The 17264-nt window shown below is 71.1% G+C and carries 17 protein-coding genes; 4 read left to right on the top strand and 13 right to left on the bottom strand.

The genetic code is table 11. The features are described 5' to 3' along the window. Positions 1-7 precede the first annotated feature (7 nt). Together purE and IF17_RS0122635 are read right to left on the bottom strand one after the other, a co-directional pair. On the bottom strand, positions 8-550 hold the full coding sequence (purE, locus tag IF17_RS0122640; RefSeq protein ID WP_030568746.1) for a 5-(carboxyamino)imidazole ribonucleotide mutase: 543 nt from the start codon (positions 548-550) through the stop codon (positions 8-10). Further along, on the bottom strand, positions 547-1686 hold the full coding sequence (locus IF17_RS0122635) for a 5-(carboxyamino)imidazole ribonucleotide synthase (RefSeq protein WP_078615996.1): 1140 nt from the start codon (positions 1684-1686) through the stop codon (positions 547-549). Before IF17_RS0122635 ends, purE begins: the two co-directional genes overlap by 4 nt. A 162-nt stretch (positions 1687-1848) precedes the next feature. Between IF17_RS0122635 and IF17_RS0122630 the strand changes: the two genes are divergently transcribed. Then, entirely contained in the window at positions 1849-2382 is a 534-nt protein-coding gene (locus IF17_RS0122630; RefSeq protein WP_030568744.1) for a GtrA family protein, read from the top strand. A gap of 21 nt (positions 2383-2403) precedes the next feature. Here IF17_RS0122630 and IF17_RS0122625 read toward each other — a convergent pair whose 3' ends face one another. Together IF17_RS0122625 and IF17_RS0122620 are read right to left on the bottom strand one after the other, a co-directional pair. Next, entirely contained in the window at positions 2404-3669 is a 1266-nt protein-coding gene (locus tag IF17_RS0122625) for an ATP-binding protein (protein WP_030568743.1), read from the bottom strand. 61 nt (positions 3670-3730) lie between these two features. Then, entirely contained in the window at positions 3731-4408 is a 678-nt protein-coding gene (locus tag IF17_RS0122620) for a response regulator transcription factor (RefSeq protein ID WP_018515577.1), read from the bottom strand. Positions 4409-4900: 492 nt separating this feature from the next. Between IF17_RS0122620 and IF17_RS0122615 the strand changes: the two genes are divergently transcribed. Further along, positions 4901-6400 carry a peptide MFS transporter gene (locus IF17_RS0122615; protein WP_030568742.1) on the top strand — a complete coding sequence of 500 codons (1500 nt, stop codon included), beginning with the start codon at positions 4901-4903 and terminating at the stop codon, positions 6398-6400. Positions 6401-6585: 185 nt separating this feature from the next. Here the strand turns inward: IF17_RS0122615 and IF17_RS0122610 are convergent, their stop codons facing one another. The 7 genes from IF17_RS0122610 to IF17_RS0122580 form a co-directional block, all read right to left on the bottom strand. Continuing rightward, positions 6586-6954: a hypothetical protein gene (locus tag IF17_RS0122610; RefSeq protein WP_030568741.1), complete on the bottom strand. Its 369-nt coding sequence runs from the start codon at positions 6952-6954 to the stop codon at positions 6586-6588. Between the two features lie 226 nt (positions 6955-7180). Then, on the bottom strand, positions 7181-8557 hold the full coding sequence (locus IF17_RS0122605; protein ID WP_030568739.1) for a hypothetical protein: 1377 nt from the start codon (positions 8555-8557) through the stop codon (positions 7181-7183). After that, complete coding sequence (locus IF17_RS0122600) at positions 8554-9627, bottom strand: hypothetical protein (protein ID WP_106980222.1); 1074 nt, start codon at positions 9625-9627, stop codon at positions 8554-8556. The genes IF17_RS0122605 and IF17_RS0122600 overlap by 4 nt, the downstream gene beginning before the upstream one ends. Further along, entirely contained in the window at positions 9624-10556 is a 933-nt protein-coding gene (locus IF17_RS0122595) for a hypothetical protein (RefSeq protein WP_030568736.1), read from the bottom strand. The genes IF17_RS0122600 and IF17_RS0122595 overlap by 4 nt, the downstream gene beginning before the upstream one ends. Positions 10557-10588: 32 nt before the next feature. After that, complete coding sequence (locus tag IF17_RS0122590) at positions 10589-11314, bottom strand: hypothetical protein (RefSeq protein ID WP_030568734.1); 726 nt, start codon at positions 11312-11314, stop codon at positions 10589-10591. A 167-nt stretch (positions 11315-11481) separates the two neighbouring features. Then, positions 11482-11973, bottom strand: a complete 492-nt coding sequence (locus tag IF17_RS0122585) for an ATP-binding protein (protein WP_030568732.1) — start codon at positions 11971-11973, stop codon at positions 11482-11484. A 198-nt stretch (positions 11974-12171) separates the two neighbouring features. Continuing rightward, on the bottom strand, positions 12172-12540 hold the full coding sequence (locus tag IF17_RS0122580) for an STAS domain-containing protein (RefSeq protein ID WP_030568729.1): 369 nt from the start codon (positions 12538-12540) through the stop codon (positions 12172-12174). Positions 12541-12827: 287 nt separating this feature from the next. On the opposite strand from IF17_RS0122580, the gene IF17_RS0122575 reads away from it, so the two are divergent. Together IF17_RS0122575 and IF17_RS0122570 are read left to right on the top strand one after the other, a co-directional pair. Then, positions 12828-13799 carry an RNA polymerase sigma factor SigF gene (locus IF17_RS0122575; protein ID WP_030568727.1) on the top strand — a complete coding sequence of 324 codons (972 nt, stop codon included), beginning with the start codon at positions 12828-12830 and terminating at the stop codon, positions 13797-13799. Positions 13800-13986: 187 nt separating this feature from the next. After that, positions 13987-14625, top strand: coding sequence for a hypothetical protein (locus tag IF17_RS0122570; RefSeq protein ID WP_157851167.1), 639 nt, complete (start codon positions 13987-13989; stop codon positions 14623-14625). Here the strand turns inward: IF17_RS0122570 and hutI are convergent. Then, complete coding sequence (hutI, locus tag IF17_RS0122565; protein ID WP_030568723.1) at positions 14588-15760, bottom strand: imidazolonepropionase; 1173 nt, start codon at positions 15758-15760, stop codon at positions 14588-14590. The genes IF17_RS0122570 and hutI overlap by 38 nt on opposite strands. Before the next feature lie 81 nt (positions 15761-15841). After that, positions 15842-17221: a formimidoylglutamate deiminase gene (locus IF17_RS0122560; protein WP_280518075.1), complete on the bottom strand. Its 1380-nt coding sequence runs from the start codon at positions 17219-17221 to the stop codon at positions 15842-15844. Between the last annotated feature and the right edge of the window lie 43 nt (positions 17222-17264).

Below are 17264 nucleotides of genomic sequence, written 5' to 3'. Positions count from 1 at the left end.
GCCGCCCCTACTTTCCGAAGCCGAAGGAGTCCGAGCCCTGGACCTTGGAGCGCAGGCGCTTGCCCTTCTCGGTGGCCTGGGCGTTCAGCTCGGACAGGAACTCCTGCATCCGCTCCTGGAGCGCGGGATCGCTCGCGGCGAGGATCCGGGCGGCCAGCAGGCCGGCGTTGCGCGCGCCGCCGACCGAGACGGTGGCGACGGGGACGCCCGCGGGCATCTGGACGATGGAGAGCAGGCTGTCCATGCCGTCCAGGTACTTCAGCGGCACCGGAACGCCGATGACCGGCAGCGGGGTGACCGAGGCCAGCATGCCGGGGAGGTGGGCCGCCCCGCCCGCGCCCGCGATGATCGCCTTCAGGCCACGACCCGCCGCGTCCTCGCCGTACGCGATCATCTCGCGCGGCATGCGGTGGGCGGAGACGACGTCGACCTCGTACGGGATCTCGAACTCGTCGAGCGCCTTGGCCGCCGCCTCCATGACGGGCCAGTCGGAGTCCGAGCCCATGACGATGCCGATCACGGGTGCGGCCGATGCGGAGGGGGTAGTCATTCGGTGATCGTTCCTCGCAGGTAGTCGGCCGCGTGCCGGGCGCGCTCCCGCACGTCCGCCAGGTCGTCGCCGTAGGTGTTGACGTGGCCGACCTTGCGTCCGGGCTTCACGTCCTTGCCGTACATGTGGATCTTGAGCTGCGGATCGCGGGCCATGCAGTGCAGGTACGCCTGGTACATGTCCGGGTAGTCGCCGCCCAGGACGTTGCACATGACCGTCCAGGGGGCGCGCGGGCGCGGGTCGCCGAGGGGGAGGTCGAGGACCGCCCGCACGTGGTTGGCGAACTGGGAGGTGATCGCGCCGTCCTGCGTCCAGTGGCCCGAGTTGTGCGGGCGCATCGCCAGCTCGTTGACCAGGATGCGTCCGTCACGCGTCTCGAACAGCTCCACGGCCAGGTGGCCGACGACACCGAGCTCGGCGGCGATGCGGAGCGCGAGCTGCTGGGCCTCGCCGGCCAGCTGCTCGGACAGGTCGGGGGCGGGGGCGATCACCGTGTCGCAGACACCGTCGACCTGGATGGACTCCACGACCGGGTAGGCGACGGCCTGGCCGTGCGGCGAGCGGACGATGTTGGCCGCCAGCTCCCGTACGAAGTCGACCTTCTCCTCCGCGAGGACCGGGACCCCGGCGCGGAACGGATCGGCCGCGTCCGCCTCGGAGCGGACCACCCACACGCCCTTGCCGTCGTACCCGCCGCGCACGGTCTTGAGGATGACGGGGAAGCCCCCGACCTCCCCGGCGAACGCGGCGGCGTCGGCCGGGTCACTCACGATGCGGTTACGGGGGCAGGGCGCGCCGATCTCCGCGAGCTTGGCGCGCATCACCCCCTTGTCCTGCGCGTGCACCAGGGCATCGGGGCCGGGGCGGACGGGGATGCCGTCCGCCTCCAGGGCCCGCAGGTGCTCGGTGGGCACGTGCTCGTGGTCGAAGGTGATCACGTCGCAGCCCTGCGCGAAGGCGCGCAGCGTGTCCAGGTCGCGATAGTCGCCGATGACGACCTCGCTGACCACCTGGGCCGCCGAGTCCTGGGGCGTGTCACTGAGGAGCTTGAATTTCAGGCCGAGGGGGATACCCGCCTCGTGGGTCATACGGGCGAGCTGACCGCCGCCGACCATGCCGACTACCGGGAACGTCACGCCCCCAGGGTATCGGGCGCGCCGGGGCGCCCGGGACGCCGTCCGGGTGCCGTCACCGGCGGGCGCGTGACCATCACCGGGGCGTCACACCGGAGGGCTGGTTAGCATGGCGGAGTTGACGGAACCGTCGACGCCCCCGAACGGACGGACTGAGCGATCACCATGAGCGAACGGGGCGCACTGCGGACCCGGCTTGATCTGCTGGCCCGGGAGGTCGCCAAGTTCGGCGTGGTCGGCGCGATGGGCCTGCTGGTCAACATGGGGGCCTTCAACCTGATCCGGCACACCACGGAGCTCCCCGTGGTCCGGGCAAGCCTCTTGGCGACGTTCGTCGCGGTCCTCTTCAACTACGTGGGCTACCGCTACTGGACCTACCGGGACCGTGACAAGACCGGCCGGACCCGTGAGCTGACCCTGTTCCTGTTGTTCAGCGCGGTGGGCGCGGTGATCGAGACCGGGGTGCTGTACCTGGCGACGTACGGCTTCGACTGGAACACCCCGGTCCAGAGCAACGTCTTCAAGATCGTCGGCATCGGGATCGCGACCCTCTTCCGCTTCTGGTCCTACCGGACCTGGGTCTTCAAGACCCTCCCCGACAAGGCCCTCCCCGCCGAGGAGGCCGCACGCCCTGCGGAGCGGTTTCTGGAGCAGCGGCGGTCGACGGAGACCGTAGAGCCCGATCCCGTACGGAACTGATCCCTCCGGCTCCTGACGTGCTCAGCGCACCGGGCGTTCCGGGTCCTTGCGGTCCAGCGGGATGCGGCTGAGGAAGAGCGCGAAGACCGCCGGGTGCTGCTGGAGCAGTTCGAGGCGGCCGCCGTCCGCCTCCGCGAGGTCCCGGGCGACGGCCAGGCCGATGCCGGTGGAGTTGCGGCCGCTGATCGTCCGCTCGAAGATCCGCGCGCCCAGCTCGGCCGGGACGCCGGGGCCCTCGTCGGTGACCTCGATGACGACCTGGTTGCCGGTGACGCGGGTGCGCAGGGCGACCGTGCCGCCGCCGTGCATCAGGGAGTTCTCGATCAGCGCGGCCAGCACCTGGGCGACCGCGCCCGGGGTGCCGACCGCCCGCAGACCGTGCTTGCCCGAGCAGACCAGCGCGCGGCCCGTGGAGCGGTAGGCGGGGCGCCACTCCTCGATCTGCTGCTTGATGACCTCGTCCAGGTCGAAGACGACGGCGGAGCCGGTCCGCGGGTCCCGGGAGTTGGTCAGCAGCCGCTCCACGACGTCGGTGAGGCGCTCGACCTGGGTCAGGGCGATGTTCGCCTCCTCCTTCACCGTCTCCGGGTCGTCGGTCACCGAGATCTCCTCGATCCGCATGGAGAGCGCGGTGAGCGGCGTACGCAACTGGTGCGAGGCGTCGGCGGCGAGGCGGCGTTCGGCGGTCAGCATCCGGGCGATCCGCTCGGCGGAGGCGTCCAGGACGTCGGCGACCCGGTCCAGCTCGGGCACCCCGTACCGCTTGTGGCGCGGGCGGGGGTCGCCGGAGCCGAGGCGTTCGGCGGTCTCGGCGAGGTCGGTGAGCGGGGAGGCGAGCCGGTTGGCCTGGCGTACGGCGAGGAGCACGGCCGAGATGATCGCGAGCAGCGCCACCGCGCCGATGATCAGGAGCGTGCGCCCGACCTCGCGGGTGACGGACGAGCGGGACTCCTCGACGGTGACCTTCTCGCCCTGCTCACCGGTCTCGGTGGCGCGCAGGACGCTGCCGGTGGGGCGCTCCCCGACGGGGATGGGAGCCCGGCCCGGGATCTCGATCAGCGCGAACCGGCTGGGGTCGATCTGCTCGGACAGCACCCCGGAGTTGATCACCTCGTCACCCAGCAGCCGGCTGTCGACCACGCTGATCAGCCGCAGCGCCTCGGATTCGACGCTCTCCTGGGCGCTGGCGCTGATGGTGCGCGTCTCCACGATGACGAGGGAGACGCCGAAGACGGCGATGACCACGAGCACCACGGCGAGCGTGGAGTTGATCAGCCGGCGGCGCATCGTCGTCCTGCGTCATCGAGGTGCATGGGTGCGTCGTCGAGGTACATGGCTGTTTCGTACGTCAGCTCTTCTCGAACCGGAAGCCGACGCCCCGGACCGTGGCGATGTAGCGGGGATTGGCCGCGTCGTCGCCGAGCTTCTTGCGGAGCCAGGAGATGTGCATGTCGAGCGTCTTGGTGGAGGACCACCAGGTGGTGTCCCAGACCTCGCGCATGAGCTGGTCACGGGTGACGACCCGGCCGGCGTCCCGGACCAGGACCCGGAGCAGGTCGAACTCCTTGGCGGTGAGCTGGAGTTCCTCCTCGCCCATCCAGGCCCGGTGCGACTCGACGTCGATCCGGACGCCGTGGGTGGAGGGCTGCACGACGGGCTCGGAGGCGCCGCGGCGGAGCAGGGCGCGGACCCGGGCGAGGAGCTCGGCGAGGCGGAAGGGCTTGGTGACGTAGTCGTCGGCGCCGGCGTCCAGGCCGACCACCGTGTCGACCTCGTCGGCGCGGGCCGTCAGCACCAGGATCGGCACGGTGTGGCCGTCGGCGCGGAGGCGGCGGGCGACTTCGAGGCCGTCCATCCCGGGCAGCCCCAGATCGAGCACCACGAGGTCGATGCCGCCCTGGAGTCCGGCGTCGAGCGCCGTCGGGCCGTCCTGGCGGACTTCGACCTCGTAACCCTCCCGACGCAGTGCGCGGGCCAGTGGCTCCGAGATGGATGCGTCGTCCTCGGCGAGCAGTACACGGGTCATGGACTGATGGTAGTCCGGGTGGGACCTCCGGAGTGAGGCCCGCGACGCCGCCTGCGGGTCAGCGTCGAAATCCAGACATGGACCTTTGAATATGGGAGCCTGGTTCCACTATTACCTGTGATCCATGTCTCAAGTCCTTCCATATGCCGCCGTGTCGTGTCGTATGGTGTCCCGACGCCTGTTGCACTGATGAAGGACCTTTGGGCCGCCATGAGCGCCAAGGGTCTCTTCTGTGTGTCGGGTCGGTTCGCGCCGGCCCGACTTGAGTGAATGACCTGTGAGCCGGGCCCGGAGCGTGTGAACGCGATCCGGGTGTGGATCCCGACGCGGTACTTCCCCCGCCCCGCCGCCGAACGCTCCGACCGGAGCCCGGCCCCGGGGCGAGTCCCCCTCAGGCGTGGGGATGGGGTGCGGCCGCGCCGGTGCCGGCTACCCCCCACCGGGCGCGCACCGCTCACGAGGCGAGCGCGTCCCGACCAGCAAGGATCGACCATGGCGTCCAGCCTGACGAAGGACTCGCCGAATTCCGGCGAGAAGACCTTCTTCGGCCACCCCCGCGGTATGGCCACCCTCTTCATGACGGAGATGTGGGAACGCTTCTCCTGGTACGGGATGCGGGCCATCCTCACCCTGTACCTCGTGGCCGCCGTACTCGACGGCCCCCTGGAGGGCAAGGAGGCGCTGGCCGCCTCCATCTACGGTGTGTACAACGCTGTCGTCTACATGGCCGCGATGCCCGGCGGCTGGGTCGCCGACCGCCTCTGGGGCGCCCGCAAGGCCGTTCTGGTCGGCGGCATCGTCATCGCGCTCGGCCACTTCACCCTCGCGCTCCCGAGCGACATCGCGTTCTTCTTCGGTCTCGCGCTGATCGCGGTCGGTACGGGTCTGCTGAAGCCGAACATCTCGGCGATGGTGGGCGAGCTCTACGAGGGCCAGGCCAGCGCCCGCCGCGACGCCGGTTTCACCCTCTTCTACATGGCGATCAACATCGGTGGCCTCGCGGCGCCGCTGATCGTCGGCTACCTCGGTGAGCACGTCAACTGGCACCTCGGCTTCGGTGTCGCCGGTGTCGGCATGAGCCTCGCGGTCGTCCAGTACGTCCTCGGCGCCAAGCACCTCGGTGACATCGGCAAGCTGCCCGCGAAGCCGGCTTCGCCGGAGGAGCGGCGGCAGGTCCTGCGCAAGGTGGGCCTCTGGTCCGGCCTCGCGGTCGCCGCGCTGCTCATCGACCTCGCGCTGGGTACGTACAACATCGAGCACATCGTCAACGTCCTGGCGGTACTGGGCGTCGTCGTGCCGATCATCTACTTCATCACGATCTTCCGCGACCCGGCGCTGACCGCCGAGGACCGGCCGAAGATCAAGGCGTACGTGTGGTTCTTCATCACGGCCGTCCTCTTCTGGATGATCTACGACCAGTCCGGCTCGCTGCTGACGATCTTCGCCGACAACAAGACGGACCGCTTCGTCGGCGGCTGGGAGTTCCCGGCCTCCTGGCTCCAGTCGGTCAACCCCGCGATGGTCATCATCCTGGCCCCGATCTTCGCCGCGCTCTGGGTCAAGCTGGCCAAGCGCAACCGTGAGCCCAGCACCCCGATGAAGTTCGCCCTGGCGATGCTCCTCATCGGTGGCTCCTTCGGCATCATGGGCCTGGCGGGCGCCGCCGCGGCCAACAGCGAGACCGGCAAGGTCACCGTCTTCTGGCTGCTCGCCGTCTACCTTGCGCAGACCATGGGTGAGATGTGCCTCTCGCCGGTCGGCCTGTCGCTGTCCACGAAGCTGGCTCCGAAGATGTTCGTGGGCCAGATCATGGGTCTGTGGTTCCTGGCCACGTCGACGGGCAACGCCCTGAACGGCTGGACCACGAAGCTCAACGCGCCGCTGGGCGACGCCGCGTACTACACGCTCCAGGCCGTCGTGGCGGTCGCCGCGGGCCTCGCGTTCATGGTGGCGGGGCGGAAGATCCGCGCGCTCATGGGCGGCGTCAAGTAGGTCAAGCAGGTCAAGCAGCGGGACGGCTGCCGGTCGGCACGTACCGAGTACGAGGAACGGGTCCGCACGAGAAGTTCGTGCGGACCCGTTCCGTATGCCACCGTGCGGCCGAGGGATTCCGTATGCCACCGTGCGGCCGACGGTTTCCGTATGCCACCGTGCGGCCGGCAGTCAGCCGGCCGCCGCTACTTGGCCTTGGTCTCGACCTTGACGCTCCGCAGGAAGCTGCCGAAGCCGCACTTCACCGAGGACTTCTCCGCGGGCTTCTTCCACTTGCCGAACACCGTCCACGTGACGGGGTGCTCGGCACCGCGGCCGCGTACGACGTCGCAGAGGAGCACGGCACGGTGCTGCTTGACGGTCTTCCCCTTGGCGGACTTCTTGCACGAAGAAGTCGACACCGGACGCCCCAGCGAGAGGCTGGGTGTGGCCTTGCAGGTGTACTTCGCCCCGGCCGCCTGAGCCGGGGCCGCGGTGGCCAGCGTCAATCCGGACGCCATCAGAAGGCCCGCGAGCACACCCGTCGCAGCCTTCTTCCCCCAGGTCACCTTCATGTTGTTCCTTTTCCACGTGTGCGGCACCAGACAGGTGGTCAAGCCTGCCGAAGGGCGCCGCGCTCGGATGGTTGCCTTCGCTCCTGCGAAGAACCGCCCAAGGAACCTATCCTTGCCGATCTTGCTCAGGCAAGGCGGGGCAGGCGATTTGAGCAAGCCCAGAGCATGCCGGGGCGTCGCCGGAAGATCATGTCTCTTCCGGCGACGCCCGGCTCCCGGTCGCGGCTCAGCGGGGGGAGCGCAGCCGCCGCCACGGGGTGAACGTGAACACCGCTCCGCCCAGCAGGATCGCCGTACCCGCGACCAGGCCGAGCGCGCGCAGGGCGCCGTCGCCCCCGGCGCCGGTGGCCGCCAGGCCGCCGCCCGAGTCCGTACCGCCGCCGGACGCGGTCGTGGTGCCGCCGCTGGAGCCCGTGGAACCCGTCCCTCCGGACGCGCCGCCCGGCTGGGCGGAGGTGTCCAGCTCCAGGGAGACCGTCACATCGGCGGGCGGGGTGCAGGTCGTCGTCGTACCGGCGGCCATCACCGTCAGGACGCCCGGGCTGAGCGTGGACTTGCCGCTCGCGCCGGGCTTGTACGTGCCGGTGAGGTCCGGGATCTCGATCGGGGCGCCGGTCTTGATGACCTCCTTGTTCAGCGGCCCCTCGACCGTGACCGTGCCCTGGTCGGCCCCGCCGAGCTTGACCTCCATGGACGGCTTGACCTGGTCCGCCGGAATGTCGATGGGGCTGTCCATCACGGACTTGCTGAACTTCACGGTGAGGTCGTAGGCACCGCCGTTCTTCTTGGCGCTGATCCGGACCGGGGAGGTGGCGTTCTTGTCGCCGATGGGGGTCTTGCAGGCGTAGGCGACGGAGACCTCCTTGCCGGGGAAGTCGGTCTCGCCTCCGCTGCCGCCGGTGCTGCCGCCGGAGTCGGTGCCTCCGGTAGTCGTGCCTCCGGTGGTCGCGCCGCCGTCGGTGGTGCCGCCGGAGTCGGTGCCTCCGGTGGTCGTGGTGCCCCCGGTGGTCGTGCCCCCCGTCGTCGTACCGCCGGAGTCCGTACCTCCGGATGTGGTGCCGCCCGTGCTGGAGCCCCCCTCCGTCACCTTGATCGTGGCGCCCGGCTGAACCGTCTCCTTGGGCGCGCACTTGGTGTCCGTGGAGATCGGCTTCGAGACGTTGATCGTGTACGCGCCCGGGGTGAGCGTGATCTCCCCGGCCTTCTCCAGCTTCAGCTTGGCCTTCATGTCGGGCAGCAGCATGGGGCTGTTCTTGGGGATGGGCGGGTTCTGCCGGGGGCCCTCCAGCTTCAGCTCGCCGCTCGCCGCACCGCCCAGCGTGATGGTGCCGGTCGGCTTCACCGTGTCCTTGCCCAGGTCCAGCACGTCCGGGTTCCTGGACGCGGCGTCGACCGTCTTCCAGACGACCTCGATCTCGTCGCCGACCTTCGCCTCGGCCGGGGCGGTCAGCAGCACCTTCGTGGTGCCCTGGACCGGCGGCAGTCCCGAGATCGGCGGCGGAACGCACTCCGTCGCGTAACTGACCTCGGCGGCCTGGGCCGGGCTCGCGGCCAGCACGATGCCCGCGCCGCCGAGCATCAGCGCGATCCCGGCCGCGCTCATCCTCCGTTGCGTGTCCACGCTTGTCCCTTCGTCGTGGGTGGGGGTCGGTTCTCCGGCGGTGCGGAACGCCGGATGTCGGGCGGTGCGGAGTCCTGGGTGAACCACGGCAGCGCGGCCGGGGCGGGGGGAGCCTGGGCGGCGGGCGTACGCGTGCGGTGCGCGTGGCGGGCCACCAGGCCGGCGGGGCGGGGGCGGACCTTGTCCACGACGGCCATGCCGATACGGAAGACGGCGGCCGGGACGACCAGGCAGAGCAGCACCCAGAAGAGCGTGACGCCCCACGGGCGGCTCACCCCCCACGGCTGTTCGGCCAGCACCTTCGTCCCGTACCGCAGGGAGACCTGGTAGTCGCCGTGCGCACCGGCGGAGAGTTCGACCGGCAGTTTGATCCGCGCCTTGGAGCCGGGCGCGACCGTGCCGCGCCACTGGCGTTCCTCCCACTGCGGGGCGTAGACGCCGTGCGCCGTGCCGATCTCGAAGACCGGGTCCTCCACGGGCGCGGACCCCAGATTGCCGACGGTGAAGACCAACTGCCGGGCGGGCGGGGCGCCGAACCAGGTGAGCAGCGAACTCTCGCCCTCCAGCCGGGTGGTGGCCAGCACCGCGAGCCTTCCCTCGTCGGCCGGGGGCGGCAGCGGGGCCGTGGGGTGGCCCGCCACCGTGAACACCGCGTCGACCAGGGCCTGTTCGCCGGTCACCGTGGCGACGTGCACCACGCAGGGGCAGGGCTCGGGCGGCTCGGCCACCGGCAGCTTCTTGCTGAAGGCGCCCTTCTTGTCGGTGGTGACGGCCCGGCCGTCGGCGTTGGCGCAGGAGTTGGTGCCGCCGATCACGCCCCGCTCCGGGGTGGACCGGCCGCAGATCAGGAGCATCAGCAACGCCTCGGAGCGCCAGCCGCCGCCCTTGACGGTGATCTCACCGCCCTTGCCCGCCTCCTTCTTGGAGAGGGTGACGGAGGGGGCGTCGCCATCGGCAGCCTGTGCGGTCGGAGCTACGAGCGCCAGGAGAACGGACAGAAGCAGCACGAGAGTTGTCGTTGTACGGCTTCCACTGCCCGGGTATTGCCTCACGATTCCGCTCCCGCCTTCGCCAGGGGCCGTGCTTCTTCGGCCGGTTGCAGCTCGTCGTCCGCCTCGGCTTCTCGCGCCCCCCTGCGAGGGCGGCGCCGGTACACGCCCGTGCCGAGCACCGCCAGTACGCCGAGCAGCAGGAGCCCGCCTCCGACGGCCGGACCCACCGGGACGTACGCCGCCGAGGCCGTCGCCTCGTCCCGCGCCCCGCCCTCCGCGGCGACCCGCAGACGTACGGTGACGGAGTCCAACGCCGGGGCGTCCGGCCAGGGTTCGGTGCACTCCACCCGGCGGCCGGGGGCCAGCTCCACGTCCAGCGGCCGGGCCGGGCGGTCCAGCAGCGTGCCGAACACCCCGTCCGCGCGCACGGCCAGCCGCGGCCGCAGGGGTGTGTTGCCCCGGTTGACCAGGGCGTACCGGATGGTCCGGCCCGACACCTCGACGTCCTCCACGGTGAGCGCCGCCAGGGTGGGGCCGCCGACCCGCACCCGTACCGGTACGCGCCTCTCCTCGCCCCCGTCCGCCGACGCCACGATCTCCCCCGCGAGGTCGCCCGGCGTCGCGTTGCCCGGCAGGGCCAGCGCGAAGGGCACGTCGGCGCGGGTCCGGGCCGGCACGGTGACCGTGTCCGCCGCGAACCGGAGCCACGGCCCGGCCCGGCCGTCGCCCCGCAGCCGTACGGTCAGCGGGGCGCGGGCCGGGTTGGTCACCGAGAGCCGGTCCTGGAGCACCGTCTCGGGGGCGCCCTCCAGGTAGACGTACGGCCGGGCGTCCCGGCCGCCACTCCCGGCCCCCGCGGGCCGGGCCGTCCAGCCCGCACCTTCGCGGGCCGCCGCCGGAGGGGCGACGAGCAGCACCAGAACCAGGGCGAGGAGCAGGCGTACGTACCAGGTCGACGGCAGACGTTCGTACGGGGTCGAGCGCGGCATGGGCGGTTTCCTCACGCTGACGGTCGAGGCGTTCAGCCCGTGGGGCGCTGCCCTCGCCGGGTCAGCCAGAGCACTCCGGCCGCCCCGGTCAGCAGCACGGTCCCGCCGAGGGTGCCGAGCGCGGCCGCCGAGTCGAGCGGGCCGGTCTTCGGCAGTTCGCCGCCGCCGGAGCCACTGCCTCCGGTGCCGGTCGAGCCGCCTCCCGTCGAACCGCCCGTGGAGCCCCCCGTCGAGCCATCGGCACCTGCGACATCGAGTTCCAGCGAAGGCCCGGGACTGTTCTTCGGCGTACAGGTCGTGGTCGTACCGAGCGCCTTGATGGTGAGCACCCCGGCGGTGAAAGTGACCTTGCCGCTCTTCTTCGGGGTGTACGTCCCCGACAAGTCACTGATCTTGATAGGGGTGTTGGCCGGAATCGCCTCGGCGTTCGCCGGTCCCGAGACCTGGACCTTCCCCGTCTCCGCACCGCCCACCTCGATCACGGCGCTCGGGTTCATCGCTCCCTTGCCCAGTTCGACCGGGCTGGAGGAGACGCCCTTCTGGAAGGACATGGTGAGCTTGTAGCCGCTGCCGCTCTTGACGCTCTTGATGTCTATGGGCGAGACGGCCCCCTTGGGCCCGATGGGCGTCTCACACTGGTAGTTGACGTCCACGACCTCGGCGCGGGCGGCGGGCGCGGCCATCAGGACCACCGAGCCCGCCATCGCGACCGTGAGCGCCGCCGTCAGCGCGAGAGCTGTCCGCTTCTGGTTCGACACCTCGTGTTCCCCTCATGCCGGACGTCGCCGCGCGCCACGATCCGTACGGGCGCAGGTTACTGACGACACATCAGATTGGGCGCTCAAGGTACGCCCGGGGCCTGATGGAGGGAAGACAAAGAGCGCGCCGGATCGGCGCGCTCTTCGGTGTGCGGGATGACTGCGGGCTACGCGGGGGCGGCGAGCTCCGCCCAAACGGTCTTGCCCGGCGCCTCCGGCGTACGCTGCACGCCCCAGTCCAGGCAGAGGCGCTGCACGATGAACATGCCGTGTCCGCCGGGGCGGCCGGCGCGGTGCGGCGTACGGGGGGCGGGCTGGCCGGCTCCCCGGTCGACGACCTCGACGCGCAGCGCCTTGGACGTACGGCCGATCCGGAGCTCTTCGGGGCCCTCGGCGTGCAGGCAGGCGTTGGTCACGAGCTCGGAGACGACCAGCAGGACGTCCTCGGCCGCGGCCCGGCGGTCCGCACTGGACGCCGGGAGCCACCCCCAGTCGTGCAGGGCCTGCCGGGCGAAATCACGGGCCATCGGAACGATGCCGCTGGCCTGCCCGAGCGAGAGCGTGCGCCACTGCCGCTCGGCCGGAACGGGCGAGGCTACGCCCGCTCCTTCCGGCTCGCGGCCGAGGTCGCCCGGCGGATGCTGCCGGGTGGTGCTCATCAGCGCTTCACCTCACCGATTCGCCATGTCGCCATGTCGCGATTGAACAGAAATGATCAGTTACCGAGTCTGCCGGATCTTTGCGGGATGCCGACGGGGGTCTCCTGCCCGGCCGCACCCTTACGACACCCACTTCGGGCTGCCGATCGCGTAGCACGGCCGCCATCAGGGACGACGCGCGAGCGCACCGTACCGGATCTAGGTCCGGAGAGCGTCTTCGAGGGTGGCGTGGACGGTGAAGACCGCCTCGGCGCCGGTGATCTCGAAGACTCTCGCCACGACCGGTTGCATTCCGGCCAGATGAACCCCTCCTCCGACCGCCTCCGCCTTGAGGCGGGCACCGAGCAGCACGTTCAGCCCGGTGGAGTCGCAGAAGTCGAGGCGTGAGCAGTCGACCACCAGGCGTGAGCGCCCTTGCTCGACCGCGCTCTCCAGGGGCTCCCGCAGCAGATCGGCGGTGTGGTGATCGAGCTCACCCACCGGAGTCACGACCTCGCTGTGTCCCTCGGTCCGGGCCTCGACCTGAAGCCGACCCCGGTTCGCACTGCCGACCGTCCCGCGGTCCATGCCCATGTACCTCTTCGCCGTCCGTCACTGTGCGCGTCACTGCTGGTGCGGCTGAATGCAGAGCTGCCGCCGACGTGCCTAAAACAGTACGCGTTTCGCACGCCACGCGGTAGTCGGAGACCTCAACAAACCGGACATATACGGCTAATTGGAGGTTGTAACTGCTGGCGGGAACCGGGTAAGGGTAGAGGGACACCTGAAACACGACCGGCTTTGGAGGCGCCGCTTCACCGCAGGAACACGTATGGGCATCGGCAGCCATATGCCGAGAACGATGGAGGAGAACCATGTCACCCCGGCTCGACGAAGCGCGTACCCCCCACGCGTCGTCGGCATGTCCTCAGGGACCGACCAATTCCGACTCCCCCGCCGCGACCGCCGTTCCCGGCCCGCGCACCAGCACCACCAGCACCACCCCTGACTCTTCCGGCGAGGGGCTCGAGGTCTTCACGGGGCTCGAAGGACTTCCCGAGATCCCGCCCTACGCCGAAGTAGGGGCTCTGGACGCCAGAGCCCTGTCGAAGACGCTCTTCGAGCGCCTCGAATCCCTCGAAGAGGGCACGCACGAGTACGCGTACGTCCGCAACACCCTCGTCGAGCTCAACCTCGCGCTCGTCAAGTTCGCCGCCTCCCGGTTCCGCTCGCGCAGTGAGCCGATGGAGGACATCGTCCAGGTCGGCACCATCGGCCTGATCAAGGCGATCGACCGGTTCGAGCTGAGCCGCGGTGTCGAGTTCCCGACGTTCGCGATGCCGACCATCGTCGGCGAGATCAAGCGGTTCTTCCGCGACACCAGCTGGTCCGTGCGCGTCCCGCGCCGGCTCCAGGAGCTCCGGCTCGACCTGGCCAAGGCGGGGGACGAGCTCTCCCAGCAGCTGGACCGCGCGCCCACCGTGGCGGAGCTGTCCGAGCGCCTCGGCATCACGCCGGACGAGGTCGTCGAGGGCATGTCCGCGAGCAACGCGTACACCGCGAGCTCGCTGGACGCCAAGCCTGAGGAGGACGACAGCGAGGGCGCCCTCGCGGACCGCCTCGGCTACGAGGACCACGGGCTCGAAGGCATCGAGTACGTGGAGTCCCTGAAGCCGCTGATCGCCACGCTGCCCTCGCGGGACCGGATGATCCTCTCGCTCCGCTTCGTCAGCAACATGACGCAGTCGGAGATCGGGGAGGAACTGGGCATCTCGCAGATGCACGTGTCCCGGCTGCTCTCCCGCACGCTGGTCAAGCTCCGCAAGGGGCTGACCCTGGAGGAATAGCCGCCCGCCCGGGTGCTCGCTCGCGAGCGAGCGCGCGGAAGGACCCGCTCCCGTACGTATCCACGTATGCGGGGCGGGTCCTTCTGCGTGTCTGCACGCCCCTCGGGGCCGGGTCCCGGACCGGCTACTCACCTCGTTGAGTACGTGCCCTCACGCGCCGGGCCTCCCGGCCTCCTAGCGTTCGGTCATGACCTCGTTCCGCCCTGTCTCTCCTCCCCGTAGGTCGCGCGCCGCCCGTACCGCCATCGGCATCGCCGTGCTGCTCGGCATCGCGGCCCTCGCCTGGCTGTGGAACGGGCCCCCGTACCCGGCCGCCGATCCGGACCGGGTCGCCGTCCGGCTGAAAGCCGAGGCCGGGCAGGCGTACGACGAGGCCGCGCTGCCCGGCCGGCCGGAGGTGGGGCCCGCCCAGGTCGAGACGCGCGCCTGTTACTACCGGGGGCTGCGCGGCCTGGCCCACATCGACGAGAGCCGGCTGGACGTCAGGCGCTTCGGCCTGGACTGGCGGGCGACGGGCGTTCCCGAGGACGCGGCCCGCAGGGGTCAGGAACGCACGCGCGCCCGGCTGGAACGTGAGGGGTGGACCGTCGTCGGCACCGGTGACGACGAACGCGGATTCCGTTTCCGGCGGCCGACCGGCGAAGGCGACGACGAGGACATCGTGGACGTGCGCTGGTACCACGAGACGGGGACGTACTCGGTCAGCGTCTACGCCGACTGCGGCAAGCTTCCCGACGGCTTCGACGAACACGACTGGCCGGAGGGCGAGTGGGACCCCTGGGCTCCTTCTACTCCACCCGCTCCCCGCCCCGCCACACCGCGCTGACCAGCGGGACGCCCGGGCGGTAGGCGAGGTGGACGTGGCTCGGGGCGTCCAGGAGGACCAGGTCGGCGCGGGCGCCCGGGGTGATCCGGCCGATGTCCGTACGGCGCAGGGCCGCGGCGCCGCCGGCGGTGGCGGACCAGAGGGCCTCGTCGGGGGTCATCCCCATGTCGCGTACGGCCAGGGCGATGCAGAACGGCATGGACGAGGTGAACGACGAGCCGGGGTTGCAGTCCGTGGAGAGCGCGACGGTGGCCCCGGCGTCCAGCAGGCGGCGGGCGTCGGGCCAGGTGGCGCGGGTGGAGAACTCGGCGCCGGGGAGCAGCGTGGCCACCGTGCCGCCCTGGCCGAGTGCGTCCACGTCCGCGTCGGTGAGGTGGGTGCAGTGGTCGGCGGACGCGGCGTCGAGTTCCACGGCGAGCTGGACGCCGGGGCCGTACGTCAGCTGGTTGGCGTGGATACGGGGGACGAGCCCCTTGGCACGGCCCGCCGTGAGGATGGCGCGGGCCTGGTCGCCGTCGAAGGCGCCGCGCTCGCAGAAGACGTCGATCCAGCGGGCGTGCGGGGCGCAGGCGTCCAGCATGGGGCCGGTGACCAGGTCGACGTAGCCGGCCGGGTCGTCGGCGTAGTCGGGGGAGACGACATGGGCGCCGAGGTAGGTGACCTCGTCGGTGTGACGGGAGGCGATGCGCAGGGCGCGGGCCTCGTCCTCGACGGTGAGGCCGTAGCCGGACTTGGTCTCCAGGGTGGTGGTGCCCTGGCGCAGGGCCTCGGCGAGGTAACGGGCGACGTTGTCGGAGAGCTGCTCGTCGGAGGCCTGGCGGGTGGCGGCGACCGTGGTGCGGATGCCGCCGGCGGTATAGGGCTGCCCGGACATCCGGGCGTTGAACTCCTGGGTGCGGTCGCCCGCGAAGACCAGGTGCGAGTGGGAGTCGACGAAGCCGGGGATCATGGCCCGGCCCGCCGCGTCGAGGACGTTGTCAGTGGCGGGTGCTTTGCTTGATTCACCGGTCCAGACGATGCGGTCGCCCTCGATGACGACGGCCGCGTCCTGGATCAGGCCCAGGGGGGTCCCGTTGCCGAGGGAGGGGTCATTGGTGACCAGGCTGGCGATGTGGGTGACGGCGGTGGTCGTCATCTGGAGAGTGTTCTCCTTGCGTTCCGGGGGGGTCCGGGTCCGCTGTTGGGGCCGGGGTCGGTGGAGCGGGGCGGCCGACGGTCAGTGGTGCAGCGCTGCCACGGCCGCCGCGAGTGCTCCGGGCACGTCCTCGATCAGCGCGTGGCGGCCGTCGCGGACGATGTGACGCCCTGCCACGACCGTGTGCCGCACATCAGCGGCGGAGGCGGCGAATACGGCGGTCTCCGCTGCCAGTCGGGGCACCGGTCCCGCTGTTCTGACGGAGTCCAGGGCGATCGTCGTCAGGTCGGCGGGGGCGCCCGGTTCGAGGACGCCCGCGTCGGGGCGGCCGAGTGCGGCGTGCCCGTCGGCGGAGGCGGCCCGCAGCAGGGCGGCGGCCGTCCAGTGGCCCCGGATGTGGGTGCGCAGCCGCTCGTTGAGCTCCATCGCCCGCGCCTCTTCGAAGAGGTCGACGACGGCGTGGCTGTCGCTGCCCAGCGAGAGCGGCGAGCCCGCCTTCTGGAGGGCCACGGCGGGGCCGATGCCGTCGGCGAGGTCGCGCTCGGTGGTGGGGCACATGCAGGTGCCGGTGGTGGAGGAGCCGAGCAGCGCGATGTCCTCCTCCGTCAGATGCGTGTTGTGGATGCCGGTGGTGCGCGGGCCGAGGACCCCGTGGTCGGCCAGGAGCCGGGTGGGGGTGCGGCCGTGGGCGGCCAGGCAGGCGTCGTTCTCCGCCGTCTGCTCGGAGAGGTGGACATGGAGGGGGGCGTTCCGCTCCTCGGCCCACTGCGCGACGGTGGCCAGCTGGCCGGCCGGGACCGCGCGGACGGAGTGGATGGCCGCCCCGATCAGGGTGTGGTCGTCGCCCTTGAGGAGGGAGGCGCGTTCGGCCCAGGCGTCGGCGGTGGTGTCGGAGAAGCGCAGCTGATGCCGGTTGGGCTTCTCGCCGAAGCCGGCGGCGAGGTAGGCGGTGTCCAGCAGGGTGATCCTGATGCCCGCCTCGGCCGCCGCCGCGATCAGCGCCTCGCCCATGGCGTTGGGGTTGGCGTAGGGCGTGCCGCCGGGCGCGTGGTGCAGATAGTGGAACTCGCCGACGGAGGTGATGCCGGCCAGCGCCATCTCCGCGTACGTGGCGCGGGCCAGGTCGAAGTAGGTGTCCGGGGTGAGCCGGGAGGCCACCTGGTACATCAGCTCGCGCCAGGTCCAGAAGGTGCCGGAGCCCACCTGGACCGTGGCGCGCAGGGCCCGGTGGAAGGCGTGGGAGTGGGCGTTGGCGAGGCCGGGAAGGGTCAGGCCGCGCAGCACGGTGGCGCCGGGCGGGGGCGTCTGGACGCCGGTCCTGACCCCGGCGATGCGGCCGTCGGCGACCTCCACGGTGACGTCGGGCTCCACATGGGTCCCGAGCCAGGCGTGGTCCATCCAGTACGTGGCGGTGACGGGCCCGCCGGCCGTCCGTGTCGTCAGGGCGGTCCGGTTCGTCACAGCAGTCTGTGGCGTCACCGCGGTCCCTGCCGTCTCCGCACCT

Source organism: Streptomyces cyaneofuscatus, assembly GCF_000718135.1.
In the GTDB taxonomy this organism is placed as follows: domain Bacteria; phylum Actinomycetota; class Actinomycetes; order Streptomycetales; family Streptomycetaceae; genus Streptomyces; species Streptomyces cyaneofuscatus.
Note: the sequence above shows the minus strand (reverse complement) of the source record. Positions and strands in the feature narration are given on the sequence as shown.